Source organism: Pararhizobium sp. (assembly GCF_965279435.1).
GTDB lineage: Bacteria > Pseudomonadota > Alphaproteobacteria > Rhizobiales > Rhizobiaceae > Pararhizobium.
In genome coordinates this window covers 454,044-477,263 of the sequence record NZ_CBDIHY010000003.1, presented here as the reverse complement: position 1 = coordinate 477,263, position 23,220 = coordinate 454,044, and the positions used below count along the sequence as shown (strand labels likewise).

General features: G+C 60.1%; 24 protein-coding genes and 1 tRNA gene. 11 read left to right on the top strand and 14 right to left on the bottom strand.

The features are described 5' to 3' along the window. The first annotated feature begins 29 nt into the window (after nucleotides 1-29). From mnmA to ACQY8Q_RS07955, 3 genes are all read left to right on the top strand, one after another. On the top strand, nucleotides 30-1,226 hold the full coding sequence (mnmA, locus tag ACQY8Q_RS07965; protein ID WP_428426112.1) for a tRNA 2-thiouridine(34) synthase MnmA: 1,197 nt from the start codon (nucleotides 30-32) through the stop codon (nucleotides 1,224-1,226). A gap of 170 nt (nucleotides 1,227-1,396) precedes the next feature. Further along, a tRNA-Met gene (locus ACQY8Q_RS07960) sits at nucleotides 1,397-1,473 on the top strand. A 213-nt stretch (nucleotides 1,474-1,686) separates the two neighbouring features. Continuing rightward, nucleotides 1,687-1,941 carry a YMGG-like glycine zipper-containing protein gene (locus ACQY8Q_RS07955; RefSeq protein WP_428426111.1) on the top strand — a complete coding sequence of 85 codons (255 nt, stop codon included), beginning with the start codon at nucleotides 1,687-1,689 and terminating at the stop codon, nucleotides 1,939-1,941. A 139-nt stretch (nucleotides 1,942-2,080) separates the two neighbouring features. On the opposite strand, the gene ACQY8Q_RS07950 is transcribed toward ACQY8Q_RS07955, so the two are convergent. After that, nucleotides 2,081-3,097, bottom strand: a complete 1,017-nt coding sequence (locus tag ACQY8Q_RS07950) for a hypothetical protein (protein ID WP_428426110.1) — start codon at nucleotides 3,095-3,097, stop codon at nucleotides 2,081-2,083. A gap of 144 nt (nucleotides 3,098-3,241) precedes the next feature. Between ACQY8Q_RS07950 and ACQY8Q_RS07945 the strand changes: the two genes are divergently transcribed. Continuing rightward, nucleotides 3,242-4,933, top strand: coding sequence for a hypothetical protein (locus tag ACQY8Q_RS07945; protein ID WP_428426109.1), 1,692 nt, complete (start codon nucleotides 3,242-3,244; stop codon nucleotides 4,931-4,933). A gap of 56 nt (nucleotides 4,934-4,989) precedes the next feature. On the opposite strand, the gene ACQY8Q_RS07940 is transcribed toward ACQY8Q_RS07945, so the two are convergent. Further along, nucleotides 4,990-5,214, bottom strand: coding sequence for a hypothetical protein (locus ACQY8Q_RS07940; protein WP_428426108.1), 225 nt, complete (start codon nucleotides 5,212-5,214; stop codon nucleotides 4,990-4,992). Nucleotides 5,215-5,278: 64 nt separating this feature from the next. Beyond that, entirely contained in the window at nucleotides 5,279-6,214 is a 936-nt protein-coding gene (locus ACQY8Q_RS07935) for an AraC family transcriptional regulator (RefSeq protein WP_428426107.1), read from the bottom strand. Between the two features lie 221 nt (nucleotides 6,215-6,435). Here ACQY8Q_RS07935 and ACQY8Q_RS07930 point away from each other — a divergent pair, with 221 nt between their 5' ends. Beyond that, nucleotides 6,436-7,476, top strand: a complete 1,041-nt coding sequence (locus ACQY8Q_RS07930; protein WP_428426106.1) for an NAD(P)-dependent alcohol dehydrogenase — start codon at nucleotides 6,436-6,438, stop codon at nucleotides 7,474-7,476. A 69-nt stretch (nucleotides 7,477-7,545) separates the two neighbouring features. Here the strand turns inward: ACQY8Q_RS07930 and ACQY8Q_RS07925 are convergent, their stop codons facing one another. The 4 genes from ACQY8Q_RS07925 to ACQY8Q_RS07910 all read right to left on the bottom strand — a co-directional run bounded on the left by ACQY8Q_RS07925 (nucleotide 7,546) and on the right by ACQY8Q_RS07910 (nucleotide 10,796). Continuing rightward, nucleotides 7,546-7,908, bottom strand: a complete 363-nt coding sequence (locus ACQY8Q_RS07925; protein WP_428426105.1) for a hypothetical protein — start codon at nucleotides 7,906-7,908, stop codon at nucleotides 7,546-7,548. 200 nt (nucleotides 7,909-8,108) lie between these two features. Further along, complete coding sequence (gene kdsA, locus ACQY8Q_RS07920; RefSeq protein ID WP_428426104.1) at nucleotides 8,109-8,960, bottom strand: 3-deoxy-8-phosphooctulonate synthase; 852 nt, start codon at nucleotides 8,958-8,960, stop codon at nucleotides 8,109-8,111. A gap of 175 nt (nucleotides 8,961-9,135) precedes the next feature. Next, complete coding sequence (locus tag ACQY8Q_RS07915) at nucleotides 9,136-9,600, bottom strand: Lrp/AsnC ligand binding domain-containing protein (protein WP_113241940.1); 465 nt, start codon at nucleotides 9,598-9,600, stop codon at nucleotides 9,136-9,138. Nucleotides 9,601-9,632: 32 nt separating this feature from the next. Further along, nucleotides 9,633-10,796, bottom strand: coding sequence for a M20 aminoacylase family protein (locus ACQY8Q_RS07910; RefSeq protein WP_428426103.1), 1,164 nt, complete (start codon nucleotides 10,794-10,796; stop codon nucleotides 9,633-9,635). Nucleotides 10,797-10,938: 142 nt separating this feature from the next. Between ACQY8Q_RS07910 and ACQY8Q_RS07905 the strand changes: the two genes are divergently transcribed. From ACQY8Q_RS07905 to ACQY8Q_RS07895, 3 genes are read left to right on the top strand one after another with little or no spacing between them, the layout of a single operon-like run. After that, nucleotides 10,939-12,066 carry a D-alanyl-D-alanine carboxypeptidase family protein gene (locus ACQY8Q_RS07905; protein ID WP_428426102.1) on the top strand — a complete coding sequence of 376 codons (1,128 nt, stop codon included), beginning with the start codon at nucleotides 10,939-10,941 and terminating at the stop codon, nucleotides 12,064-12,066. Between the two features lie 28 nt (nucleotides 12,067-12,094). Further along, the gene (locus ACQY8Q_RS07900; RefSeq protein WP_428426101.1) at nucleotides 12,095-13,261 is read left to right on the top strand and encodes a CobW family GTP-binding protein; all 1,167 of its coding nucleotides are present in this window, start codon (nucleotides 12,095-12,097) and stop codon (nucleotides 13,259-13,261) included. A gap of 20 nt (nucleotides 13,262-13,281) precedes the next feature. Then, complete coding sequence (locus ACQY8Q_RS07895; RefSeq protein ID WP_428426100.1) at nucleotides 13,282-14,031, top strand: DUF930 domain-containing protein; 750 nt, start codon at nucleotides 13,282-13,284, stop codon at nucleotides 14,029-14,031. A gap of 11 nt (nucleotides 14,032-14,042) precedes the next feature. Here the strand turns inward: ACQY8Q_RS07895 and ACQY8Q_RS07890 are convergent, their stop codons facing one another. From ACQY8Q_RS07890 to ACQY8Q_RS07860, 7 genes are all read right to left on the bottom strand, one after another. Next, a complete protein-coding gene (locus tag ACQY8Q_RS07890; protein WP_428426099.1) occupies nucleotides 14,043-15,305 on the bottom strand; it encodes an RNA polymerase sigma factor in 1,263 nt (420 codons plus the stop codon). A gap of 69 nt (nucleotides 15,306-15,374) precedes the next feature. Beyond that, complete coding sequence (locus tag ACQY8Q_RS07885; protein ID WP_428426098.1) at nucleotides 15,375-15,797, bottom strand: YciI family protein; 423 nt, start codon at nucleotides 15,795-15,797, stop codon at nucleotides 15,375-15,377. Between the two features lie 176 nt (nucleotides 15,798-15,973). Then, entirely contained in the window at nucleotides 15,974-16,204 is a 231-nt protein-coding gene (locus tag ACQY8Q_RS07880; RefSeq protein ID WP_428426097.1) for a sulfurtransferase TusA family protein, read from the bottom strand. Beyond that, nucleotides 16,204-17,673 carry a L,D-transpeptidase family protein gene (locus tag ACQY8Q_RS07875; protein ID WP_428426096.1) on the bottom strand — a complete coding sequence of 490 codons (1,470 nt, stop codon included), beginning with the start codon at nucleotides 17,671-17,673 and terminating at the stop codon, nucleotides 16,204-16,206. Before ACQY8Q_RS07875 ends, ACQY8Q_RS07880 begins: the two co-directional genes overlap by 1 nt. Nucleotides 17,674-17,876: 203 nt before the next feature. Then, complete coding sequence (locus ACQY8Q_RS07870; RefSeq protein ID WP_060639459.1) at nucleotides 17,877-18,830, bottom strand: acetyl-CoA carboxylase carboxyltransferase subunit alpha; 954 nt, start codon at nucleotides 18,828-18,830, stop codon at nucleotides 17,877-17,879. 79 nt (nucleotides 18,831-18,909) lie between these two features. After that, nucleotides 18,910-19,866, bottom strand: coding sequence for a site-specific tyrosine recombinase XerD (gene xerD / locus ACQY8Q_RS07865; protein ID WP_428426095.1), 957 nt, complete (start codon nucleotides 19,864-19,866; stop codon nucleotides 18,910-18,912). Continuing rightward, complete coding sequence (locus ACQY8Q_RS07860; RefSeq protein WP_037163889.1) at nucleotides 19,863-20,012, bottom strand: hypothetical protein; 150 nt, start codon at nucleotides 20,010-20,012, stop codon at nucleotides 19,863-19,865. The genes xerD and ACQY8Q_RS07860 overlap by 4 nt, the downstream gene beginning before the upstream one ends. A 157-nt stretch (nucleotides 20,013-20,169) precedes the next feature. On the opposite strand from ACQY8Q_RS07860, the gene ACQY8Q_RS07855 reads away from it, so the two are divergent. Genes ACQY8Q_RS07855 through ACQY8Q_RS07845 form a run of 3 tightly spaced genes read left to right on the top strand, consistent with a single transcriptional unit; the run spans nucleotide 20,170 to nucleotide 23,214 of the window. Then, the gene (locus ACQY8Q_RS07855) at nucleotides 20,170-20,748 is read left to right on the top strand and encodes a shikimate kinase (RefSeq protein WP_428426094.1); all 579 of its coding nucleotides are present in this window, start codon (nucleotides 20,170-20,172) and stop codon (nucleotides 20,746-20,748) included. A gap of 4 nt (nucleotides 20,749-20,752) precedes the next feature. Then, the gene (gene aroB / locus ACQY8Q_RS07850) at nucleotides 20,753-21,883 is read left to right on the top strand and encodes a 3-dehydroquinate synthase (protein ID WP_428426093.1); all 1,131 of its coding nucleotides are present in this window, start codon (nucleotides 20,753-20,755) and stop codon (nucleotides 21,881-21,883) included. Continuing rightward, nucleotides 21,880-23,214, top strand: a complete 1,335-nt coding sequence (locus ACQY8Q_RS07845) for an HlyC/CorC family transporter (protein ID WP_428426092.1) — start codon at nucleotides 21,880-21,882, stop codon at nucleotides 23,212-23,214. Before aroB ends, ACQY8Q_RS07845 begins: the two co-directional genes overlap by 4 nt. The last annotated feature ends 6 nt before the right edge of the window (nucleotides 23,215-23,220 follow it).

Below are 23,220 nucleotides of genomic sequence, written 5' to 3'. Positions count from 1 at the left end.
CGATGGACCGGAATGCCGGATTGGATGCCGTGAACAGTCTCGATTTTGATCGCAAGCCCGAAGATACGCGCGTCGTCGTTGCCATGTCCGGCGGCGTTGACAGTTCCGTCGTGGCCGGCATCCTGAAACGGCAAGGCTACGACGTTCTCGGCATCACCCTGCAGCTCTATGATCACGGTGCTGCCGTCCACCGCGCCGGCTCCTGCTGTGCCGGCCAGGACATTGATGACGCCCGCCGCGTCTGCGAAGTGCTGGGCATTCCGCATTACGTTCTCGATTACGAGCAGCGCTTTCGCGAGACGGTGATCAATCCTTTCGCCGAGAGCTATGTGGCCGGCGAAACGCCGATCCCGTGCGTTGCCTGCAACCAGACTGTCAAATTCGCCGATCTCTTGGCAACGGCGCGCGATCTCGGCGCCGATGCGCTGGCGACCGGCCATTATATCCGTTCCAAGGTGAACCCGCAGTCTGGCGTTGTGGGCCGCCGCGCGCTGTTTCGCCCGACAGATGCCGATCGCGACCAGAGCTATTTCCTGTTTGCCACCACCCAGGAGCAGATCGATTATCTGCGTTTTCCGCTTGGCAATCTCACCAAGGCGGAAACAAGGGTGCTTGCCGAAGACATGGGCCTTGTCGTCGCAAAGAAGGCCGACAGCCAGGACATCTGTTTCGTGCCACAGGGCAAATATGCCGATATCATCAACAAGCTGAAGCCGAATGCGTCTTTGGCAGGCGATATCGTTCATCTGGATGGCCGCGTGCTCGGCAGCCATGAGGGTATCCTGCATTACACGATCGGCCAGCGCCGTGGCATCGGCGTCGCCACTGGCGACCCGCTTTATGTGGTGCATCTCGATGCCCGCTCGCGCCGCGTCATCGTCGGCCCGAAGGAAGCGCTGGAAACCCGCCGCGTCTATCTGCGCGATATCAACTGGCTGGGCGACGGCGATATTTTCGATGTGGCGGCCGATGGGTTTGCCTGTTTCGCCAAGGTCCGCTCCACCCGCCAGCCCGCACCTGCGATCCTGCGCGCCGATGCTGATGGCGTCTCGGTCGAGCTTCTGGAAGGCGAGGCGGGCGTTGCCCCCGGTCAGGCCTGTGCGCTCTATTCCGGCATCGGCGAAGACGCCCGCGTCTATGGCGGCGGCTTCATCCTGCGCTCCGAACGTGAAGCTGCAGCCGAAGCTGCTCTGAAGGACCTGCTGCAGAGCGTGGCTGCGGCCTGATCGAGGGTAGGGGACGGCCCGGCACGTGCTGCTCCCTACCATTGTCCACCGCACCTTGAAAAACTTCCGGTTTTTTGAAACGGCTCGGCTTGACACCGGCATCAGCCGCACCTTATAAGCCGCCCACTGACGATGACGACAGCGGCCAAAAGCCAAAGTCGCAGTCTGATGGCGGGGTAGCTCAGGTGGTTAGAGCAGCGGAATCATAATCCGCGTGTCGGGGGTTCGAGTCCCTCTCCCGCTACCAAAATCCTTTAGATTTTTTGAGAGAACTGCTCAGGCACTGCCAATAATTTGGCGACCATTCTCTACCATGTGCGTTTCAACAGCTGCTTTGGTCATTCGGTCAGGCTTGTAAATGAGCGGCGTCCCGGTGTGCCCGCACTATAGACAATCGCGCGCATTCCATAGATGCTGGGCCAACTTGGTGAAATGCCTATGTGAAGCAAAGGGAAACGCCATGAGAAAGCTTATTGCTGCGGTTGGAATGATTGTTGCCCTGTCGTCTTGCACGGCGACGGAGCGAGGAACTGCAATCGGAGCAGGCTCCGGCGCAATCATTGGCGGCGTTGTCAGTAATAGCTGGGGTGGCGCGGCTATCGGCGCGGTAGCTGGCGGAATTGTCGGCAATCTTATTGGCCGTTCCCATGAGCGCCAAGGCTATTGCATCTATCGTGACCGCCACGGTCGGCGTTTCGAGGCGCGTTGCCGGTAAGAAACCGTCATCCTCTTCAAGCGAGTGGCAGGTGCGGCGCTGAAGCGCGCCGCTGGCTTCAGTGGGCATGTCCCAGCTGCTAAGTGGCTGGGAGCATTTTTGGCGGCATCATGGGTGCACCTTCGTCCCGCGCTAAACCTTAAACCACTCCGCCCGCAGCTTTGACAAACCGCACATATTTCTCCGCCAAACCTTCCTGCAGCCGGTCGATGATGAGGAGCGAGATCTGGAAGGCTGTGTCGAGGTCCGGGGTCTGGCCGGTCAGTTCGGCGAGATAGACCACTTCGGGATCGTATTGGTCCGGCGTCTTTGCGACCTCGTGCAGAAAGGTGCGAAGGGCGAGGCGGGCGTTGGCCGTCTGCGCATCCCGGCGTTCGGCGCCGGAAAGAGGCAGGCCGATCAGGAAGACATGGACGTCTATGAACCGCAAAAGGGCCGAGTAGTGCTCTGCCGTGTCGGGCAATCCAGCCTGCAGATAGAGGCTGGTTTTTGCGGCTTCCAGCTTGCTGCTGCTCGCCCAGCGGCCAAGGTCATAGCGGTAGACCGTCGAAGCATCGGTCAGAAATTTTCCGGCGGCGCAGAACGCAAAGCTCAAGGCCCAGTCACAATAGCCGCCATGGGTCGGATGGGCCTGTGAGAACAGCGAAAACAGGCCCTTGAACAGGTCAGAGCGGTAGGCGCTGTAGTAGAGCCCGTTATTGCCATTGGCCTTGCCGTTATATTCGAGCAGACGGCTGCCGGCATCGTCGGCAGTGACTGAAAACCGATCGACCTGCTGCACCCCTTTTTCGTTTGTCCAGATGAATGTCTGCGGACGAACACCGATCACGTCGCCGGGCAGAGCCGAAAGGTCGAGCGGCTGTTTGTCGTCAAGGCCATAGATCTCGTCGTCATCGCCCATCGGCATCAGGAACGGTGTTTCGACTTTAGACAGAGCCGAGGCCATGTTCTGCAGCCCGCCGTCACCGTCCGGGACGACATAGGTCAGGCGCGGATGGCTGTTTTCGTAGCGCGCGCGCTTTTGCGGATCACCGGAATTGTCGGAAACGACCAGCCGGCAATCTCTCTTGTCCGCATAGATCAGTGCCGTTTCGATCGCGGCGGTGGAGTGCTGCAGATCGCGGTTACTCGGCATGCAGAGGGTGAGCTGTGTCATCAGGCGTATCCACGCGGAATTGAGGTTTCCCGCTGTAGGCGGTGTCGGGTGCGCGAGGCTTGCGTCGCCGTTCTCTGTCGATCCAGCCTTGCACCAGCCGGTTTCGCTAGCGATGGTTTATCAGTGGATACGTCTGGAACGTCGATGTCGGCATCTCTTTCAAAAGCGCTCGGTTATTACAATGCGGGTCAGTATGACCGGGCATTGAGCATTCTATCGCCCACCCGGCGGCACCCGTTCGCGCTCAACGAGCTGCTGCTGATTGCCCAGTGTTATGCCAAGACGGAGAAATTCGCTGAGGCGGCCGCGTTCTATATCAAGGCGGCGGAAATAGGTGGTTCCAAGCAGGCGATGCTGCGCGCACTTGCGGCCAATATGCTGCAGGAGGCGGACGATTCCTTCGCGTCCCTGAACATAGCCCGGCTTGCCGCCAAATCCGGCATATTCGATACCAATGCCGAGGAGACCTATCGCCGCTATCTGCATGAATTTCTATGCCTCAATGAGGCGCAGATGGATGACCAGCGATTTCTGGACCGGCTGAAAGCCGGCGACGAACGGTATCTGGCTGCGGAGTTTCCACATCGCCATATCGGCTGGTGCGGCGACGAAAGCATCAATGCGCGGCAAACGAAGATCCACGATGCCGTAGCCTTCACGCCGGCATCAAGAGCGGCAAGGCGGGCGGTGCCGCACCGGTTTTCCGACAGAATCAAGGTGGGCTATCTCTCGGCCGATTTCAGTGATCAACACGCCACGATGCGCCTCTTCCAGAGCGCGCTGCTTCAGCATGACCCGGACCGGTTCGACATCGCGCTTTTCTGCAGCACCGGAGACGACCTGATCCGCCTCGACAAAGGCTCGCGCGACACCTATCCAAACCTGCAGCGCATCGGCCACCTGTCCGACCCGGATGCGGCGGCGCTGATCCGCCGTTCGGGTATCGACATTCTCGTTGACCTCAAGGGACATACCAAGGGATCCCGCGCCGGGCTGCTCAATCAGGGGGCTGCGCCGATCCAGGTTGCCTATCTCGGCTTTCCCGGGTCGGGGACCGGCATCGATTGCGACTATATTCTCACCGACGCCGTTGTAACGCCGGAAACCAGCCGGCCATTCTATCACGAAAAATTCTGCCTGCTTCCCGATAGCTACCAGGCCAATGACAATGTTGGCCGTCCGCTCCCGCCCGCCACCCCGCGCAGCGCGCTTGGCCTGCCGGAAGACCGCATCGTCTTTGCCTCGTTCAACACGCACCGCAAAATCAAGCCGCGGACGGCTGAGCTCTGGGCGGACATTTTGCGGCAAACGGAAGACAGCCTGTTGTGGGTCATGTGCTCCAATCTTTTTGCGCGGGACAATCTGCTGCGCTGGATGGAAAATGCGGGCATCGCCGGTGGCCGGATTATCTTTGCCGACCCGGTTGCCTATCCGGATCACATTGCCCGTCTTCAGGCCGCGGATATCGGGCTGGATACGTTTCCCTGCAATGGCCACACGACGACATCGGACAAGTTATGGGCGGGCCTGCCGGTGCCGACCTTCAAGGGCACACACTTTGCCTCGCGGGTGACGGAGAGTTTGCTGCGGGCGCTTGGGGTTGGCGAACTGGTTGCGGATAATGCGGTGGGCTATGTCGAACTTTGCGTCTCACTGGCGAAAAATCGGGATGAACTGCGTGCCGTGAAAGAGAAAATTGCCGCGCAGCGCACGATCGCGCCGCTGTTTGATACGACGCGCTTCATCCGCCATCTGGAAAAGGCGTTCGAGCTGATGATCACGCGCGCCCGCAACGGCCAGGAACCGGATCATATTGCGGTGCCGGTCCTCGTTTAGGAGACCAAGAGCCGCTGGCCACTTTTTTGGCTGCGCTGCATACCCATGATCGATGCTCAGGACTGCAGGATTTTCTCGATCATAGTGGTGGATTCGTTGAGGTCGCAGAGTTCATAGGCACCTGTTTCCTCCACCTGGCGGCAGACGAAATTGACCCTGGCTTCATCTTGGTCGAGAGCGGCAAGCAAGGTCTGGCGCAATCCTATCGCCGTCAGCAATACGGGTTCCCGAAGGAGTCGCCCCTCCCGCCATGAACTCAGGCGCACGGTGACTGGCATCATGGTGATTCTCCTCCATGCCAGTCTACCACGAAGCCGATCGGAATATTAGCGATCGGTTTTTCGGTCACCCTTCGCTAAGTATCTCCATGCCGCTGGTCAGCCGGTCCATCAGGCTGCGGCGGACGCGGCCGACATCGCGCAGTGGCGGCTCGCCGAACTGACGGGCATATTCACGGCTGAACTGCGACTGGCTCTCATAGCCGACCTGATGGCCGGCAGAGCCTGCGTCCAGCATATCCTCCAGCATCAGCCGGCGGGCTTCCTGCAGCCGCAGCTGTTTCTGGTACTGCATCGGGCTCATGGCGGTGATCGCCTTGAAATGATGGTGCAGCGAGGAGACGCTCATGCTGACGCGGCTGGCCAGGTCCTCGATCTTCAGGGGCAGGGCGTAATGCTCTTTCAGCCAGACGCAGGCGCGGCTGATCTGGTGCGACTGGCTTTCGGTAACCGCCATCTGGCGCAGGCGCGCGCTCTGCGGACCGGTCAGGAGCCGGTAGATGATCTCCTGTTCGATCAGCGGCAGCAGAGCCGGGATGTCGTCCGGCCGGTCCAGCAGCTTGAGGAGCCTTATGGCTGCGTCTTCCAATTCTGCCGTCACCGAACTGACGGTCATGCCGCGTGCCGTTGATGCAGGTACGCCTCCACCAGCACGTTCGAGAAGCAAAGCAATCCGTGTGGTATCGATGCCGAAGGTCACGCTCAGATAGGGTTTTTCCTCCGACGCTTCGACGATCTGTGTGGTAACCGGCAGGTCGATCGAGGTCAGCAGATAATCGGCGCCGCCATAGCGGTAGACTTCGTCGCCAAGCACCACCTGTTTTGCACCTTGGGCAATCAGCGCCAGGCTCGGCTTGTAGGCACCGCAGGATTTGGTTCCGGTTCCCGAGCGCCGGTGAACGCTAACGCCCGGAATAGCCGTTGGATGGTCGCCATCCTCCTTGGCGAAACGGGCAATAAGATCAATCAGTTCCTGACTCCGTGGGGTTCGTGAAGCTGTCATAATCAAAAGTCTTTCCAGCTATTTAGATTTCGTCTCGCACATCGGAAGTTAGTCGCTCTGCGGTTATCCGCAAAACCTCAGCGGCGTATTTTGCAGGATCGTACAATAATCTTGCAGGATTGCTCTAACGTTCCGCCGGTGTGATCTGCAAGTATGCTATCGGGGAGAGGCGATCTGTGCTTCCATCACAATCCCCGCTTCATCAGATAAAGGAGTGACCCATGGCCCTGGCAAGAGGATATGCTGCGACGGATGCGTCGAAGCCGCTGCAGCCCTTCACATTCGAACGGCGCGAACCCCGCGAGGACGACGTCGTCATCAGCATCAAGTATTCCGGCATCTGCCATTCGGATATCCATCAGGCCCGCAACGAATGGGGCAATTCGGCATTCCCAATGGTTCCCGGCCATGAGATTGCCGGCATTGTTACAGCGGTCGGCTCGAAGGTTTCGAAATTCAAGGTCGGCGACCGGGTCGGCGTCGGCTGCTTCGTCGACAGCTGCACCACCTGCGCCAGCCGCGATGTCGATCTGGAACAGTACATGCCCGGCCTCGTCGTCACCTATAACGGCGTCGAAGCAGACGGCAAGACCCCGACCCAGGGCGGCTATTCCGATTTCATCGTCGTCAAGGAAGGCTACGTCCTCTCCATTCCGGAGAACCTGCCCTTTGAGGCAACGGCACCGCTGCTTTGCGCCGGTATCACGCTCTATTCGCCGCTGCGCAACTGGGGCGCTGGTCCCGGCAAGAAGATTGCAGTTGTCGGTATGGGCGGTCTTGGTCATATGGGCGTCAAGCTTGCCCATGCAATGGGTGCCGATGTCACGGTTCTCAGCCAGTCCCTGTCGAAGAAGGAAGATGGCCTGAAACTCGGTGCCGACCATTATTATGCCACCGCCGATGCCGAAACCTTCATGAAACTGGCAGGAACGTTCGACCTGATCCTGTGCACGGTCTCGGCCGAGATCGACTGGAACGCCTATCTCGGGCTGCTCAAGGTGGACGGCACGCTGGTACTGCTCGGTGTTCCGGAGAAGCCGGTGCCCGTGCATGCCTTCTCGCTCATTCCGGGCCGCCGGTCGATTGCCGGCTCGATGATCGGTTCGATCAAGGAAACCCAGGAAATGCTCGATTTCTGCGGCGAGCACAACATCGTCTCGGAAATCGAACTGATCCGCATGGATCAGGTCAACGAAGCCTATGAGCGCGTCATCAAGAGCGACGTGCGCTACCGCTTCGTCATCGATATGGCGACCCTGTAATCCATCGAAACGAAAAGGCCGGCAAGTTCAACTTGCCGGCCTTTTTATCGCGTCCGTCCGGTCAAGGGATTACTTGACTTCGGTCAGCACTTCCGTGCCGGAGCCGTCCTTGCCGGTGATCGTCCACTTGCCGTCCAGCGTGCCATCGCCGTTGACCTTGTAGACGATCAGCCCCAATGCGTCTTGCAAGACGTAACCTGCTGCAAAGGCATCGCCGTTCAGCATGCAGACGCCAGTCGATTTGACGCCTGCTGTGTCCCATTCGATCACGCAGGTGGTTTCGCTGGCGAGCGTTATTTCAGCTGTGCCGGTATAGCTCGACCCATCGAGATTGGTACCCTCGACCGTGTATTTGCCGGCGTTGACGGTTTGCGCATGCGCAGTGGATGTGGCCGCGAGCAGAAGTGCTGCGGCAAAAACGATCTTTTTCATCTGATCCCTCAAAGAAATGCCCGACAATCGAGCTGCATTTCAGCCTATGCGCATTCGGTGCCGTTTGAAAAGAACCAAAATTGTGGTGATCGAGGCGAGCGTTATCACCGGCTCAGACGGCCGGATTTCACCGCGCTATCGGGTTTTGCAGCCGGTAGGGGAGGATTGCCGTTGCGAGACCGCCCGTGTCACCGCTTGTTCTACGACCGTACCGCCTGATGGACCGCGCGCAGGGTCGAAAGGAGAGCTGCCGCGCTGTCGAGGGGTAGGCAGCTTGGCCCGTCACACAGCGCCCGGTCGGGATCGGGATGGAACTCGAGGAAGACGCCGTTCGCACCGGCTGCCACGGCCGCCTTGGCGATAATGGGGACACCCTCGCGGCGCCCGCCTGTCGAACTGCCATTGGTGCGGGGATCGGCGCCGGGCAATTGCACGGAATGCGTCGCATCAATCGTGACGGGGACGCCAAGACGCTGCATTTCGGCAATACCAAGCATGTCGACGATCAGATTGTTGTAGCCAAAGGAGCTGCCGCGTTCGCACAAGGCGATTTGAAGATCCGGCGCCACCGCCCGCGCTTTGGCAATGATGTTTTTGCAGTCCCAGGGAGCAAGGAACTGGGCCTTCTTGACGTGCAGCAGGCCACCCGCGCGGCCTGTGGCAATGGCGGCGGCGACAATCAGATCGGTTTGGCGGCACAGGAATGCGGGAATCTGAACCAGATCGGCAACGGCGGCAACCGCTTCAGCCTGATCGATCTCGTGAATATCCGTGGCAATCGGCACATTCAGGGTTCGCTTGATTTCCACAAGCATGGCCAGCCCATCTTTCAATCCCGGACCGCGATAGCTGGCGTTTGAGGAACGGTTGGCCTTGTCGAAGCTGGCCTTGAACACGAAAGGCAAGCCGAGATCGGCCGTGACTGCCTTCAGGTGCCGCCCTACGTCCAGCGCCAGCTCAAGGTTTTCCAGGACATTCAAGCCTGCGATAACGGCTAGCGGCTGGCCCTCGCCAAACGACATGTTCCAGTGTTTCAGGTGCGCTACGGCCATTATCGACTTTCCCTTGCACGGCGCAACTGTGCGCCCGCTGTCATCCAGGTTGAAGCGAGAATCAGGCATCTGATCGTCGCACGTGCACACAATATGGAATTTGATGAGGGCGGCAACTCAGCGCTGTTGCGCTTGGTGCCTCGGTTGTGTTGCCGATTGTGGAAACAGACGAACCTCAACCCAGCGGCAGTGGTCCGTCGTTCTTGATTTCTTCCATCACCGCGTAGGTCCGCGTTTCCTTGACGCCAGGCAAGGTCCAGAGCACCTGGCCGAGGAAGTTGCGGTAGGCGTTCATGTCCTCGAAACGGGTCTTGACGAGATAATCGAAACCGCCGGCCACCATATGGCATTCGAGCACCGACGGCGCCTGCTTGACCGCGACGGCGAACTTGTCGAACACTTCGGGCGTCGTCTTGTCGAGCATTACCTCGATGAAGACGAGAAGCCCAAAACCGAGCTTATGCGGATCAAGCCGCGCGCCAAAACCCGAGACATAGCCTTCCTTCAGCAAGCGACGCAGCCGCTCGCTGGTGGCAGTTGGCGAAAGCCCGATACGGTCGGCCAGTTCCAGATTGGTGATCCGGCCGTCCGCCTGCAGGATGTTGAGGATCCGCCGGTCGATTTTGTCTATCTCATGCATCGGATCTCAACCCTTTCAGCGCTTGCGGTAGCTTAAGCCGCCAGCCGCGTTTCGGCGAGCTTCACCCAGTAGGAGATGCCGTGCGGGATCGCCTCGTCATTGAAGTCGTAGGCCGGATTGTGCAGGCCTGCCGTCTCGCCATTGCCGATGAAGATGAAGGCGCCCGGACGGGCCAGCAGCATGTAGGAAAAATCCTCGCCGCCCATCATCGGATCGAGATCGCCCGATACCTGGTTTTCGCCGGCGATGGTGGCCGCTGCCGAAAGGGCGTGCCCGGTTTCTTCACGATGATTGACCGTCACCGGATAGTTGCGGGCGTAGGAAGCCTTGATCTTGGCACCATAGGCGGCGCCCAGGCCTTCGCAAATCTGCTTGATCCGCTGTTCGGCGAGATCGCGCACTTCCGGCATCAGCGTGCGCACCGTGCCGCCGAGCAGGGCCTGTTCCGGAATGATGTTGTGGGCAAAACCGGCATTGAATTTGGTCACCGAAACGACCACCGAGAACAACGGATCGACCGAGCGCGAGGCGATGGTCTGCAGCGCATTGACGATCTGCGAGCCGATGACGATCGGGTCGATCGTCTTGTGCGGCTGGGCGGCATGGCCGCCGCGGCCATCGATGGTGATGTTGAATTCATCGGTCGAGGCCATGATCGGGCCGACGCGGCTGCCGAACTGGCCAACCGGCATGCCCGGCATATTGTGCATGCCATAGACTTCCTCGATGGCGAAACGCTCCATCATGCCGTCCTTGACCATCTCGTGGCCACCGGCGCCGCCTTCTTCGGCCGGCTGGAAGATTACGGCAACCGCGCCTTTGAAATTGCGTGTCTCGGCAAGATATTTTGCAGCACCCAGAAGCATGGCGGTGTGGCCGTCGTGACCGCAGGCGTGCATCTTGCCCGCCGTGGTCGAGGCCCATGGTTTGCCGCTGGTCTCGGTCATCGGCAGGGCGTCCATGTCGGCGCGCATGCCGATGGTGCGGCCTTCGCCGAGATTGCCCTTGATCAGGCCGACCACACCGGTGCGGCCGAGGCCGGTGACGATTTCGTCAACGCCGAATTCTCTCAATTTATTTTCGACGAAAGCTGCCGTATTTTCCACAGCGAACAGGAGTTCCGGCTTCGTGTGGAGGTGGCGGCGCCATTCCGTAACTTCGGTCTGGAGTTCTGCTGCGCGGTTCAGAATAGGCATTTTGGCTTCCTGTGTGTCCATTGCGGGCATGGGATACGAGAAATTTGGCATCGGCGCAAAAGAATGGTCTTTGCCATCTCCTCGCCATATAGGTTAAATAGCCGGACGATACGAGGCAATTCCCGAAATTTCGAGGTTTGACGTGGTGACAACTGGAATTCGCAAGGATGGCGCGCTGAAGCTATTCGCAGTCCTGACAGGCGCCTGCGCGTCGCTGCTGGCGTCCGTTTTGCCGAGCGCTGCCAATCCGCAGCTGGTTGTCGATGTCAGTTCGCTGAAGGTCTATGAGCAGCGGGAAATCTATCAGAAATGGTATCCGGCGTCGCTGACCAAGCTGATGACGGCCTACACGACCTTCCGGGCGCTGAAATCCGGCCAGCTGACACTGGAAACCCCGGTTGTGATGAGCAAGAACGCCGCTGGCGAACCGCCGAGCAAGATGTTCTACAAGCCCGGCCAGGCAGTGACGCTCGACAGCGCATTGAAGATGATGCTGATCAAATCGGCCAACGACATTGCTGTTGCGATCGGCGAAACCGTGGCTGGCTCCGAGCCGGCATTCATCAACATGATGAATTCCGAGGCGCTGCGGATCGGTATGACGTCTTCGCATTTCGTCAACCCCAACGGACTGCCGGCGCCGGGTCAGTATACGACGGCTCGCGATCTCGCCGTTCTGGCGATCACCATCAAGCGTGAGTTTCCGCAATATGCAGCCTACTTTGCCTATGAAGGCTTCACCACGGGCAAGAAGAATTATCCCAACTTCAATATGCTGATCGGCCGTTTCGATGGCGCCGACGGCATGAAGACCGGTTTCATCTGCGCCTCGGGTTTCAACCAGGTTTCATCTGCGACACGCAATGGGCGCGCCGTCGTTTCCGTCGTTCTTGGCGCCGACAGCCTTGGCGGCCGGGCGGATGAATCGGCGCGGTTGCTGCAGCTTGGCCTGACGTCGAGCGCCGCCGGCAAGCCGGGTCTTGGCCAGATCGCACCCTATGGCGAGAGCCGCGACATGGTCGCCGATGTCAGCAAGGAAATCTGCAATCCGAAGGCCGCCAAGGTGCGCTCGGAAAACCGTGACGAAGGTGGCCGGCAGAAATTGCTGTCGCCCTATATTCACGAGATCAACCGCCCGCTGAACCTTGTCGCTGCCGGGCTCATCCCGGGCACCGAGAAGGTGGCCGATGCAAAGGGCAACGGACAGGCGGAGACCGCGCAAGGCGATGTCGCCAATGTGCCGATCCCGGTTCCTCGCCCCGTTTTCTAAAGTTTCCGCATACTGATCGGATAAATCCATGAGCCTTCTGCTGAACGCCGTGCCGGTGTCGATCCTCACCGGTTTTCTCGGCGCGGGAAAGACCTCGCTGCTCAACCGGCTGCTGAAGGATCCCGATCTTACCGACACCGCCGTGATCATCAACGAATTCGGTGATGTCTCACTCGATCATCTGCTGGTGGAAGCATCGAGCGACGGCATTATCGAACTGTCGGATGGCTGCCTCTGCTGCACGGTGCGTGGAGAACTGGTCGATACGCTGGCCGATCTGATGGACCGGATGCAGACCGGCAAGATCAAGCCGTTGAAGCGCGTGGTTATCGAGACCACTGGCCTTGCCGATCCGGCGCCGGTGCTGCAGTCGGTGGTGGGAAATCCGGTCATCGCCCAGAGCTACCGGCTCGATGGCGTCGTCACCGTCGTCGATGCAGCCAACGGTCTTTCGACGCTCGACAATCACGAAGAGGCGGTCAAGCAGGTGGCGATGGCGGATCGGCTGGTGATCAGCAAGATGTCGCTGGCGACGCCGGATGCGGTGATCTCGCTGAAAGCGCGGCTGCGGGCGCTCAATCCGCGCGCACCGATGATCGACGGCGATCTGCCCGAGGCTGGCAAGGCGGAGCTCTTCCAGTGCGGGCTCTACGATCCCGGAACCAAGATCGCCGATGTCGGCCGCTGGCTGCAGGACGAGGCGGCAGCGGACCATGATCATCATCACGACCACGACCATGCTGCCCATCATGATCATGAGCATTGCGGCCACGAAAATTGCGGCCATGACCATCATCACCACGACGAAAACCGGCACGGTGCCGACATCCGCTCGTTCAGCCTCGTTCACGACCGGCCAATCGATCCGATGGCGCTTGAAATGTTTGTCGATCTGCTGCGCTCCGCCCATGGCGAAAAGCTTTTGCGGATGAAGGCCATCGTCTCGATGTCCGACAATCCGGACCGGCCGCTGATCCTGCATGGCGTGCAGACGGTGTTCCATACGCCGCAGCGCATGGCTGCTTGGCCGGATCCCTCCGACCGGCGCACGCGTATGGTACTGATTACCAAGGATCTGCCGGAAGCGTTCGTGCGCGACCTTTTCGACGCGTTCACCGGCAAGCCGCGCATCGACCGGCCGGACCGGCAGGCGCTTGAGGACAACCCGCTGGCGGTTCCCGGGCTGCGGATGTAACGCACCGTCAAGGGGCTGGCATGTTTTGCGAGGCGGGCGAAGTCATCGGCAACATGCGGGCGCCAGCCTATCCAGCCAGCCGTCCCGGCGGCTGGAGTATCAGCGCCTCGCTCGGGTTCCATGTCCTGATCGGGCTTGCCCTGCTTCTGGCCGTAACGCCACGCCGGCAGGTTCCGTCATCGCAAGACAGCGTCAGTGTCGACGTTTTGACGCCGCAACAGTTTGAAGCCGCAAGCAGGCCTCCGGTAGCTGAAACCCAGACACTGCCAGAGCCCGTACCCCTGAATGATGCGTCGCCCATACCATTGACCGTAAGTCCTGTGCCGAAATTCACCAAGCTGCCCACGGACAAACCACGTGCTCAAGCAAGCGTCATGGTTCAGGCAACGCATCTTCAGTCGGCGAAGGTGCTGGCCGATCCGCGCAGCGCCAAAGCACGCAAGACGCTGGGACAGCTAGCGCCCTCCGAGCGCATCGTCCAGCTCTGCAATATCGAGGCGATGGAGCAGGTCCACCTCTGGAACGCTACGCTGAAGCCGGACTTTCTGGTGGCCTATGCGATGGCCGATACCGAGGTCTCCGGGCAAAAACTCCAGGCCGATGGCGGGGCGTTTCGCAGCAAGGGCCGCTGGTACAATATCGGCTTCACCTGCGAGGTGACGCCGGACCTGAGCCAAGTCGTATCGTTTGCCTTCGCGGTAGGCAGCGAAATTCCGAGAGGCGACTGGGCCGATCACGATCTGTTGGGGGATGACGGTCCGGCGGATTAGAGGGTAACGGATCAAACGCCGCAGGCAGCTGCGCGGGCCAGAAAGAACACCTTTTCGCGGGCATTGCGGGTCAGGTCTGCCGCACGCTCGAATTCAACCCGTGCTTCCGCCAGCCGCTCGGCACGGAACAGGAAATCCCCCCTTGCTGCCGGCATGGGTACATAATTGTTCAATCCCGCTGCCGCATCGATCTCGTCGAGGCGTGCGAGACCGGTTTCCGGTCCGAAGGCCATGCTGTGGGCCACCGCCCGATTGAGATCGACCACCGGCGACGGCATAATCACGCGCAGCGTATCGTAGAGGCCAGCGATTTTCTGCCAGTCCGTGTCTTGCGCCTTGCGGGCGCGTGCGTGGCAGGCCGCCAGCGCCGCCTGCAGGGCGTAAGGGCCGTTGGCACCGCCGAGCGCTTCGGCGCGCTGCAGGGCCGCCAGTCCACGGCGGATCAGCAACTGGTCCCAGTGGGCACGGTTCTGCTCGGTCAGCAGGATCGGCGAACCATCGGGCGCTACACGGGCGGCGAGGCGGGAGGCCTGGATTTCCATCAGCGACAGCAGGCCCAGCACTTCCGGCTCTTCAGGTAATAAACCGGCGAGGATACGGCCGAGGCGCTGGGCTTCGGCGCAGAGTGCCGGGCGGATCAGGTCCTCGCCGGTGGTGGCCGAATAGCCTTCGTTGAAAATCAGGTAGACCACCTCCAGCGCCGAAGCGAGCCGTTCCTTGCGCTCCGGCCCGCGCGGCACGGCGTAGGTCAGGCCGGCATTGCTGAGCGTCTTCTTGGCCCGGACGATCCGTTGGGCGATGGTTGTTTCATTGGAAAGAAACGCGCGTGCGATCTCGTCGGTCGTCAATCCGCCAACCAGGCGAAGGGTGAGCGCGGCGCGTGCCTCCGCCGATAGAACCGGGTGGCAGGCGATGAAAATCAGGCCGAGCAGTTCGTCGCCGAGATCGTCATCCAGTGCAACTTCCAGATCTTCGGCGCTGGTATCCTGTTCGTCTTCAAGGTCGCGGCCGATTTCGGCATGTTTACGCACCAGCATCTTCTTGCGGCGGAAACCGTCGATGGCGCGGCGCTTGGCCGCCGCCATCAGCCAGGCGCCGGGATTTTTGGGGACGCCGGTCTTCGGCCATTCGGACAAGGCGATCACCAGAGCGTCCTGCGCCAATTCTTCGGCAAGGCTCACGTCCCTGACCATGCGCGCCAAGCTGCCGATCAGCCTAGCCTGTTCGATCCGGAAAACCGTCTCGATTGCCTGGTGTGTTTCGCTTGCTGCCATACCTCCGGATTAAGCGAGCAGCAGCGGTTGCGTCAAGCCGCCACGGCGGCTTGACGTCGATCGACCGGTTTAACGCTTGGCTGCCTTTTCGCGCAGCCGCTCTTCCTGCTCGGCCAGTTCCGGCGTAAACGCCTCACCGAAATCGGCTGCTTCGAATACCTTCCGGATTTCCAGTTCGCTTGGTCCGGGCATCGGGTTGGGGCAGCGCTTGGCCCATTCGACGGCTTCGGCCATGTCCTTGACTTCCCAGAGCCAGAAGCCGGCGATCAGCTCGCGGGTTTCGGCAAAGGGGCCGTCGATAACGGTACGGCTTGGCCCGTCGAAGGCGATCCGCTTGCCTTTGACCGACGGGTGCAGGCCCTCTCCGGCCATCATGACACCGGCATTGACCAGCTCTTCGTTGTATTTGCCCATGGCTTCCAGAAGCTCGGTCGAGGGCATGATGCCGTCTTCGCTATCTTTCGTCGCCTTGACGATGACCATCACACGCATTGTCTTCTCCTCTGATTATTGGAAGCCGGAGCGGCCTTCCTGATCATACGACGAACGAGCTTGGCTCCGATCGACAGCAATCTGAATTTTTTTTGAGATTTTTTTAGATGCGGATCGGAGAGCCGAACAGAGTGCATGTTTAAGGCGGATTGACGGCCCAGCCGGGCTATTCGACCTCAAGCCTTCTTGCGGATGATGAAGCGATGGCCCCCGGCCAGCGTTTCGGATTGCTCCAGTCTGTGGCCGTCTTCATTGCAGAAATGCGGAATGTCGATGATGGCGAGCGGATCGGTCGTCTCGACCGTGATCAGCGTGCCGGGGGCAAGGGTCAGCATGCGCTTACGTGTTCTGAGGACCGGCAAGGGGCATTTCAGCCCTTTGAGGTCATAGATCAAGCCATCGGGCATCAATTGCCCCAGATTTTCCAGAACGGCCGCTTCTTCGGCTGCTGTTCTGCAACGGCCTGCTCGGCCATCGGTGCGGCCTCGGTGCTGGCGACTGTCTGAGCGGCGGCTGCATCGGCCGGCTTCTTCGCCGTCGCGGTAGCTGCTGGTTGCGGGGTTGCGACGGCTACGGAGTGTTGCACTGCCTGCGGTTGGCCGGCTGGCTGCTGCTGAGCCGCATCGACGGGTGCTTCGGCTGCCGGCTCCAGCTGCTGCGCATCGGCGCCGCCCTTGGAGAACAGGCTGCCCCAGAAGCCCTTGCGCGCAGCACCTGGCTGTTCGACGGCGGCCTGCAGCACCGGTTTGGGCAGCGGGTTTTCCACAGGCACCGGAACACTCTTGCCGTTGCGGGTGGATTTTTCCAGTTCGGCCTGCTGAATCTCGATCGCCTTCTTGGCCTCTTCCAGTTCAGTGCGGCGGGCTTCCTGCTTTTCGAGATCGGCAACCTTCATCAGCTTGCCGGCATCGAGCGACGTACCGGTCGGGGCGTAAGCCAGTTCCTTGCCGACGCGTTGCTTGGCGACGATCGCCTTGCGTTCGGCTTCTGTCGGCTCGTACCAGACCATGCCGTCGAGCTTCTTTGTCGCCTTGGCGTAGCCTTCGTTGTATTTCGCGTTGTAGGAGGCGAGCGCGCCCTGCATCGTTGCCGGTGTCGTCATGGCGGGGCATTGACCGGTCGGCGAGAATTTGCCGTCGGTCTGCTGGTTGAAGACATATTTCTTCTCGCAGATGTTGACTTCCGGCGGACGCTTGGTGATTTCGAACTGGTCGTAGCCCGGCTTCAGCATGTTCCAGAAGTCGATGTTCGGGCTGTTTTTGTGCCGCGCCATGTTCTCTGCGGTCATGCGGAAGGGCAGGGCCTGCAACTGGATGGCCTGCTGGCCACCCTTGTAGGCGTCGCGCGACAGCGCAAAGATTTCCTGCATCTGCTCGTCGGTCATCGAATAGCAACCGGACGACGAACAGGCGCCGTGGATCATGAGATTGGTGCCGAAACGGCCGTTGGCCTGATCGAAGCGATTGGGGAAGCCGGTATTGATGGCGAGATAATAGCTGGAATTCGGGTTCATCTGGCCCGGCGAGATCGGGTAGAAGCCTTCCGGCGCCTGCCGGTCGCCTTCCTTGACCTTGGGTCCGAGCTTGCCCGACCAGGCACAGATCTTGTACTGGCGCAGCATTTCGAAACGGTTGGACGAATTGGCCTTCCAGACCTCGAGAACGCCTTCCTCCTTGAAAATGCGCAGCATGATCGGCGAATCCTTCGCCATGCTCATCGCCTGCATCTTCTGGACGATTTTTCCGGAGAGCTGGTAATTGACCTTGCTGGAGACCTTCTTGAGGTCGACATCGACGGTGTCCATCGCCTCATTGGCGGTGCAGCTCGCAAGGAGCGCGGCGATGGCAGCGGTGGCAACAAGATGTGTCAAACGCATCGGCATAGGTCCATCAAGAAAATTGTCGAACGTGGCGTTTCCGTTTCGGCAGTCCACAGGGAATCAATATTCCCTTATACTTCACAAAATATTAACCCTACAAAAGCGCCTTACCGCAAGCGTTCCAGAGCGCACGAATATGGCCAAGGTTGGACCGTGCACTCCATTTTCACTGTGAACCCGCTTAGAACCAGCAAATGTGATTAAAGCTGCCGGCCGATGGCCAGGTATTTCTGGCGGCGGTCAGAGCGCAGTTCGTCGCCCGTGCGGCCCGAAAGTTCCTTGAGCGCGTCGGCGATGACAGTGCCGGTCTTCTCGATCACAGCATTCGGATCGCGATGCGCGCCGCCGACCGGCTCGGTTATGATGCCGTCGATGATGCCCAGCGATTTCAGGTCCTCGGCGGTGATCTTCATGTTGGTCGCCGCTTCCTTGGCACGCGTCGAGTCGCGCCAGAGGATGGAGGCTGCACCTTCCGGCGAGATCACGCTGTAGATCGAGTGCTCGAGCATGTAGACGCGGCTGCCGGTGGCGATTGCAATCGCGCCGCCGGAACCACCTTCGCCGATGACGACGGAGACGATCGGAACGCGCATGTTGAGGCACATTTCCGTCGAGCGGGCGATGGCTTCCGCCTGGCCACGCTCTTCGGCGCCGATGCCGGGATAGGCGCCGGCGGTATCGATCAGGGTGATCAGCGGCAGGCCGAAACGATCGGCCATTTCCATGACGCGGATCGCCTTGCGGTAGCCTTCCGGACGGGCGCTGCCAAAATTGTGCTTGATGCGCGACTTGGTGTCGTTGCCCTTTTCCTGGCCGATAACGGCGACAGGGGTACCGCGAAAACGCGCCAGACCGGCTTGGATCGCTTCGTCATTGGCAAACTTGCGGTCGCCGGCGAGCGGCGTGAATTCGGTGAACAGGTTGGCGGCATATTCCTGGAAGTGCGGGCGCTGCGGGTGGCGCGCGACCTGCGTTTTCTGCCAGGGGTTCAGTTTGGAATAGATTTCGGCCATCGCCTCGCGGGCGCGCACTTCAAGGCGCTCCACTTCGTCGGCTGTGTCGATGCTCTCGTCCTCGCTGGCAATCTTCTTCAACTCGTGAATCTTGCCTTCGAGATCGGAGATTGGTTTTTCGAAATCGAGATAATTGTGCATGTGATGCGTTTCCGATCATATTGCGTCAGAGGCTTCGGACATGACGATCCCGTCGTCCCGGCCAAGGGTTCTGGCGCTCCTAATCCTGTTTTTTCGCCTGTTTGGCAAGAGGGTGATGGTTTTGGACCAGCTGATGCAGCCGTTCTTCCAGTACATGGGTATAGATTTGTGTCGTTGAAATGTCCGAATGCCCGAGAAGTTCCTGCACGGCACGAAGGTCGGCGCCATTGGCCAGAAGGTGGCTGGCAAAGGCATGGCGCAGCACATGCGGTGAAATCGCAGCCACCCGGATGCCGGCGCGGGCGGCAAGATCCTTGAGATCGCGGGCAAAAACCTGGCGCGGCAGATAGCCCGCCTTGCCAGAGGAAGGGAACAGCCACGGGCTTTCTGGTGGCGGGGTTTTCTGGGCGGCATTGTCGCTGGCCATCGCCGTGCCATAGGCCTGCATCGCCCGGATCGCCGAGTGTGACAGCGGCACCATGCGTTCCTTGTTGCCCTTGCCGCGAACAACGAGAAAGCGGCCGTTCTGGGCAAGCACCGAGGCCGGTAGCGAGACAAGTTCGCTGACCCGCATCCCGGTGGCATAAAGCAGTTCGATCAGCGCGTGCATGCGCAGCCGCGCCACCGTATCATCTCCGCTTTTCGCCGCCTCCTGTTCTGCCTGTCCAATCAGCTTCGAGACATCGTCGATGCTCAGCACCTTTGGCAGCGAGCGGCCTTTCTTCGGCGCGTCGAGAACGCCGGTCGGGTCGTCGGTGCGCAGTCCTTCGGCATAGAGGAACTTGTAGAATTGCCGCAGCGCCGACAATCGGCGGGCTTGCGACGAGGCCTTGAAGCCCTGCTGCGCCAGATGCGAGAGATAGGCACGCAGATCATCAGAGGTCGCGGCGGTCGGCTTGATGCCGCGTTGCTTGAGGAAGGAATAGGCGTCTTCCAGATCGTGTTCATAGGAGATCAGTGTGTTGTTGGCAGCACCGCGTTCGGCGCTCATCATCTCCAGGAAGGATTCCATATGGGCGGCGGAGAGATCGATCATTGCGGCTTGTTGATCCGCTCTGAGGGGATGCGGATCGTCACGTCGCGCTCCACCGGATTGACGAAGGTCACCAGCGCCACCATCGTTCCATAGATCACGCCGGCGATCAGGGCGCAGATGAACAGGAACCGGAACAGGGTGGGCATTTTCAACTCCTAGGTCAGGGGTCTATATGACCATGCCTGTTTGCAAGTGCAAGAACCGCTGTATCGCACGGAATTCCCGTTGCCTTGTATGCCGTGAAGTCTTGACGCTTCCAGCTGTTTTGTCGATACCGGAACGGAACGGGGAAATTGAAACTGCATGAGCGACGTGATTGAACCGGTTTCCGAAGCGCTGATCGGGCGAGCGAAGGCCGCGCTCGGGCGACGAAACCTGGTCTTTGTCGGTCTGATGGGGGCCGGAAAATCGGCGATCGGCCGGATGACGGCATCGGCGCTCGGCATTCCCTTTGTCGATTCCGATCATGAGATCGAGCGCGTGTCGCGCATGACCATCAGCGAGCTTTTTGCAGCTTACGGCGAAGACGAGTTTCGTGCGCTGGAGGCTCGCGTCATCAAGCGGCTGCTGAACACAGGCCCGCGCATCGTCTCTACTGGCGGCGGTGCCTATATCAATGAGCGCACCCGCAAGCATATCAAACGAAATGGCCTGTCCGTCTGGCTGAATGCCGAACTCGACGTGCTGTGGGAGCGTGTCAACAAGCGTGACAGCCGTCCGCTGCTGAAAACAGAAAACCCCAAGCAGACGCTCGAAAACCTCATGCACGCCCGTTATCCGATCTATGCGCAGGCGGACCTGACGGTGCTGTCCCGCGATGTGAAAAAAGAGGTGATGGTGGAAGAGGTTCTCGCCGCTCTCGCCAGTCTCCCGAAAAAGTGAAGCCATGACCAGTGCCAGCCCATCCGCCCGCAAAACCGTTCGCGTCAATCTGGGCGACCGTTCCTACGATATCCTTATCGGCCCCGGCCTGATCGCCACTGCCGCCGGCGAGATCGCCGGGCGGCTGAAGGGCCGCCGCATGGCTGTCATCACCGACGAGCACGTCGCGCCGCTCTATCTCGAGCCGTTGATGGAAAGCCTGAAGGAAAAGGGCATCACGGCCGTGTCGCTGGTTCTGCCGGCTGGTGAAAAGACCAAGAGTTTCGAACACCTGATCCCCGTCTGCGAGGCAATCCTCGGCGCCCGGATCGAGCGCAACGATGCCGTCATCGCGCTCGGCGGCGGCGTCATCGGCGATCTCACCGGTTTTGCAGCCGGTATTGCCCGGCGCGGATCGCGGTTCATCCAGATCCCAACCTCGCTCTTGGCGCAGGTGGACAGTTCCGTTGGCGGCAAGACCGGTATCAACTCGCCGCACGGCAAGAACCTGATCGGCGTTTTCCACCAGCCCGACCTGGTGCTCGCCGATACCGATGTGCTGGATACGCTCAGCCCGCGCGAGTTCAGGGCTGGTTATGCCGAGGTCGCCAAATACGGACTGATCGACAAGCCGGACTTCTTCGCCTGGCTGGAAAACAACTGGCAGGCGGTGTTTGCCGGTGGTGACGCCCGCATCGAGGCGATCGCGATCAGCTGTCAGGCCAAGGCCGATGTGGTGGCTGCCGACGAGCGCGAGAATGGCCGTCGTGCGCTGCTCAATCTCGGTCACACATTCGGCCATGCGCTGGAAGCGGCAACACAGTATGATGGTACGCGTTTGGTCCATGGCGAAGGCGTGGCGATCGGCATGGTGCTGGCGTATCAGTTTTCGGCCCGCATGAATCTGGCAAGCCCCGATGATGCCAAGCGCGTCGAAGCCCATCTGAAGACAGTGGGTCTGCCGACCCGCATGGACGACATTCCCGGCACGTTGCCGCCTGTGGAAAAGCTGATGGACGCGATTGCGCAGGACAAGAAGGTCAGTGGCGGCAAGCTCACCTTCATCCTGACGCGCGGTATCGGCCAGTCGTTCGTTGCTGACGATGTTCCGGGATCGGAAGTCACCGCGTTTCTCAAGGAAAAATACCCGGGATGAGCAACGAGACATTCATGGTTTTCCTGGCGGACTATGGTCCGGGCATCCTGATCATCCTTTTGATGATCCTGCTGTCGGCGTTTTTCTCGGGCTCGGAAACCGCACTGACTGCGGCGTCACGATCCCGCATGCATACGCTGGAAAACAATGGTGATGAGCGTGCCGGGCTGGTCAACCGCCTGATCGAGCGCCGTGACCGGCTGATCGGCGTGTTGTTGATCGGCAATAACCTCGCCAACATCCTGTCGTCGTCGATCGCCACCAGCCTGTTCCTGCATTTCTTCGGTGCGTCCGGCGTTGCCTATGCGACGCTTGCGATGACCGTCATCCTGGTCATCTTTGCCGAAGTGCTGCCAAAGAGCTGGGCGATCGCATCGCCGGACCGGTTTGCGCTGACGGTGGCGCGGGTGGTCAATATCGTTGTCATGGTTGTCGGCCCGGTTTCAAGCCTGGTGAACTGGATCGTCCGGCGCATTCTTGGCCTGTTTGGCATCAATCTGTCTTCGGAAATGCCGATGCTGACCGCGCATGAGGAGCTGCGCGGTGCCGTCGATTTTCTCCACCGCGAAGGCTCCGTTATCAAGGCCGACCGCGATCGGCTCGGCGGTGTTCTCGATCTCGGCGAACTCGAAATCTCCGACATCATGATCCACCGCACCTCGATGCGCGGCATCAATGCCGACGATGCACCGGAAGTGGCGGTTCGCGCGGTGCTCGAAAGCCCCTATACCCGCATGCCGGTCTGGCGCGGGTCGACCGACAACATTATCGGCGTCGTGCACGCCAAGGACCTGTTGCGGGCGCTGGCGGAACCGGATGTCGAGCCGGAAAATCTCGATATTGTCCGTATCGCGCAAAAACCGTGGTTCGTGCCGGAAACCACCAATCTGAAAGAACAGCTGAACGCCTTTCTGCGCCGCAAGGTGCATTTCGCCATTGTCGTCGATGAATATGGCGAGGTGCAGGGGCTGGTGACGCTGGAGGATATTCTGGAAGAGATCGTCGGTGATATTTCCGATGAGCACGATATCGAAATTCAGGGCGTGCGTCAGGAAGCGGACGGCTCGATCGTCGTCGATGGTAGCGTGCCGATCCGCGATCTCAACCGTGCACTCGATTGGAACCTGCCGGACGAGGAAGCAACGACGGTGGCCGGTCTTGTCATCCACGAATCCAAGACGATCCCGGAAGAGCGGCAGGCGTTCACGTTCTACGGCAAACGCTTCACCGTGATGAAGCGGGTGAAGAACCGGATTACTCGGCTGAGGATCAGATCGGCCGATGATGTGACAATGCCTCCGCTCTCGATGAAGAGCGAAGGCATTGAATGATGCACA

Coding starts and splice junctions, on each gene's coding strand:
- ACQY8Q_RS07935 (WP_428426107.1), bottom strand. CDS start 6,214: ATGACAGCTTCACGAACCCCACGGAGTCAGGAACTGATTGATCTTATT.
- ACQY8Q_RS07895 (WP_428426100.1), top strand. CDS start 13,282: ATGTTTTGCGAGGCGGGCGAAGTCATCGGCAACATGCGGGCGCCAGCC.
- ACQY8Q_RS07875 (WP_428426096.1), bottom strand. CDS start 17,673: ATGCGTTTGACACATCTTGTTGCCACCGCTGCCATCGCCGCGCTCCTT.
- xerD (WP_428426095.1), bottom strand. CDS start 19,866: ATGATCGATCTCTCCGCCGCCCATATGGAATCCTTCCTGGAGATGATG.
- ACQY8Q_RS07885 (WP_428426098.1), bottom strand. CDS start 15,797: ATGCGTGTGATGGTCATCGTCAAGGCGACGAAAGATAGCGAAGACGGC.
- ACQY8Q_RS07870 (WP_060639459.1), bottom strand. CDS start 18,830: ATGCACAATTATCTCGATTTCGAAAAACCAATCTCCGATCTCGAAGGC.
- ACQY8Q_RS07940 (WP_428426108.1), bottom strand. CDS start 5,214: ATGATGCCAGTCACCGTGCGCCTGAGTTCATGGCGGGAGGGGCGACTC.
- ACQY8Q_RS07950 (WP_428426110.1), bottom strand. CDS start 3,097: ATGACACAGCTCACCCTCTGCATGCCGAGTAACCGCGATCTGCAGCAC.
- ACQY8Q_RS07930 (WP_428426106.1), top strand. CDS start 6,436: ATGGCCCTGGCAAGAGGATATGCTGCGACGGATGCGTCGAAGCCGCTG.
- aroB (WP_428426093.1), top strand. CDS start 20,753: ATGACCAGTGCCAGCCCATCCGCCCGCAAAACCGTTCGCGTCAATCTG.
- ACQY8Q_RS07900 (WP_428426101.1), top strand. CDS start 12,095: ATGAGCCTTCTGCTGAACGCCGTGCCGGTGTCGATCCTCACCGGTTTT.
- ACQY8Q_RS07845 (WP_428426092.1), top strand. CDS start 21,880: ATGAGCAACGAGACATTCATGGTTTTCCTGGCGGACTATGGTCCGGGC.
- ACQY8Q_RS07955 (WP_428426111.1), top strand. CDS start 1,687: ATGAGAAAGCTTATTGCTGCGGTTGGAATGATTGTTGCCCTGTCGTCT.
- ACQY8Q_RS07945 (WP_428426109.1), top strand. CDS start 3,242: ATGTCGGCATCTCTTTCAAAAGCGCTCGGTTATTACAATGCGGGTCAG.
- ACQY8Q_RS07860 (WP_037163889.1), bottom strand. CDS start 20,012: ATGCCCACCCTGTTCCGGTTCCTGTTCATCTGCGCCCTGATCGCCGGC.
- ACQY8Q_RS07925 (WP_428426105.1), bottom strand. CDS start 7,908: ATGAAAAAGATCGTTTTTGCCGCAGCACTTCTGCTCGCGGCCACATCC.
- ACQY8Q_RS07855 (WP_428426094.1), top strand. CDS start 20,170: ATGAGCGACGTGATTGAACCGGTTTCCGAAGCGCTGATCGGGCGAGCG.
- kdsA (WP_428426104.1), bottom strand. CDS start 8,960: ATGGCCGTAGCGCACCTGAAACACTGGAACATGTCGTTTGGCGAGGGC.
- ACQY8Q_RS07915 (WP_113241940.1), bottom strand. CDS start 9,600: ATGCATGAGATAGACAAAATCGACCGGCGGATCCTCAACATCCTGCAG.
- ACQY8Q_RS07880 (WP_428426097.1), bottom strand. CDS start 16,204: ATGCCCGATGGCTTGATCTATGACCTCAAAGGGCTGAAATGCCCCTTG.
- ACQY8Q_RS07890 (WP_428426099.1), bottom strand. CDS start 15,305: ATGGCAGCAAGCGAAACACACCAGGCAATCGAGACGGTTTTCCGGATC.
- ACQY8Q_RS07910 (WP_428426103.1), bottom strand. CDS start 10,796: ATGCCTATTCTGAACCGCGCAGCAGAACTCCAGACCGAAGTTACGGAA.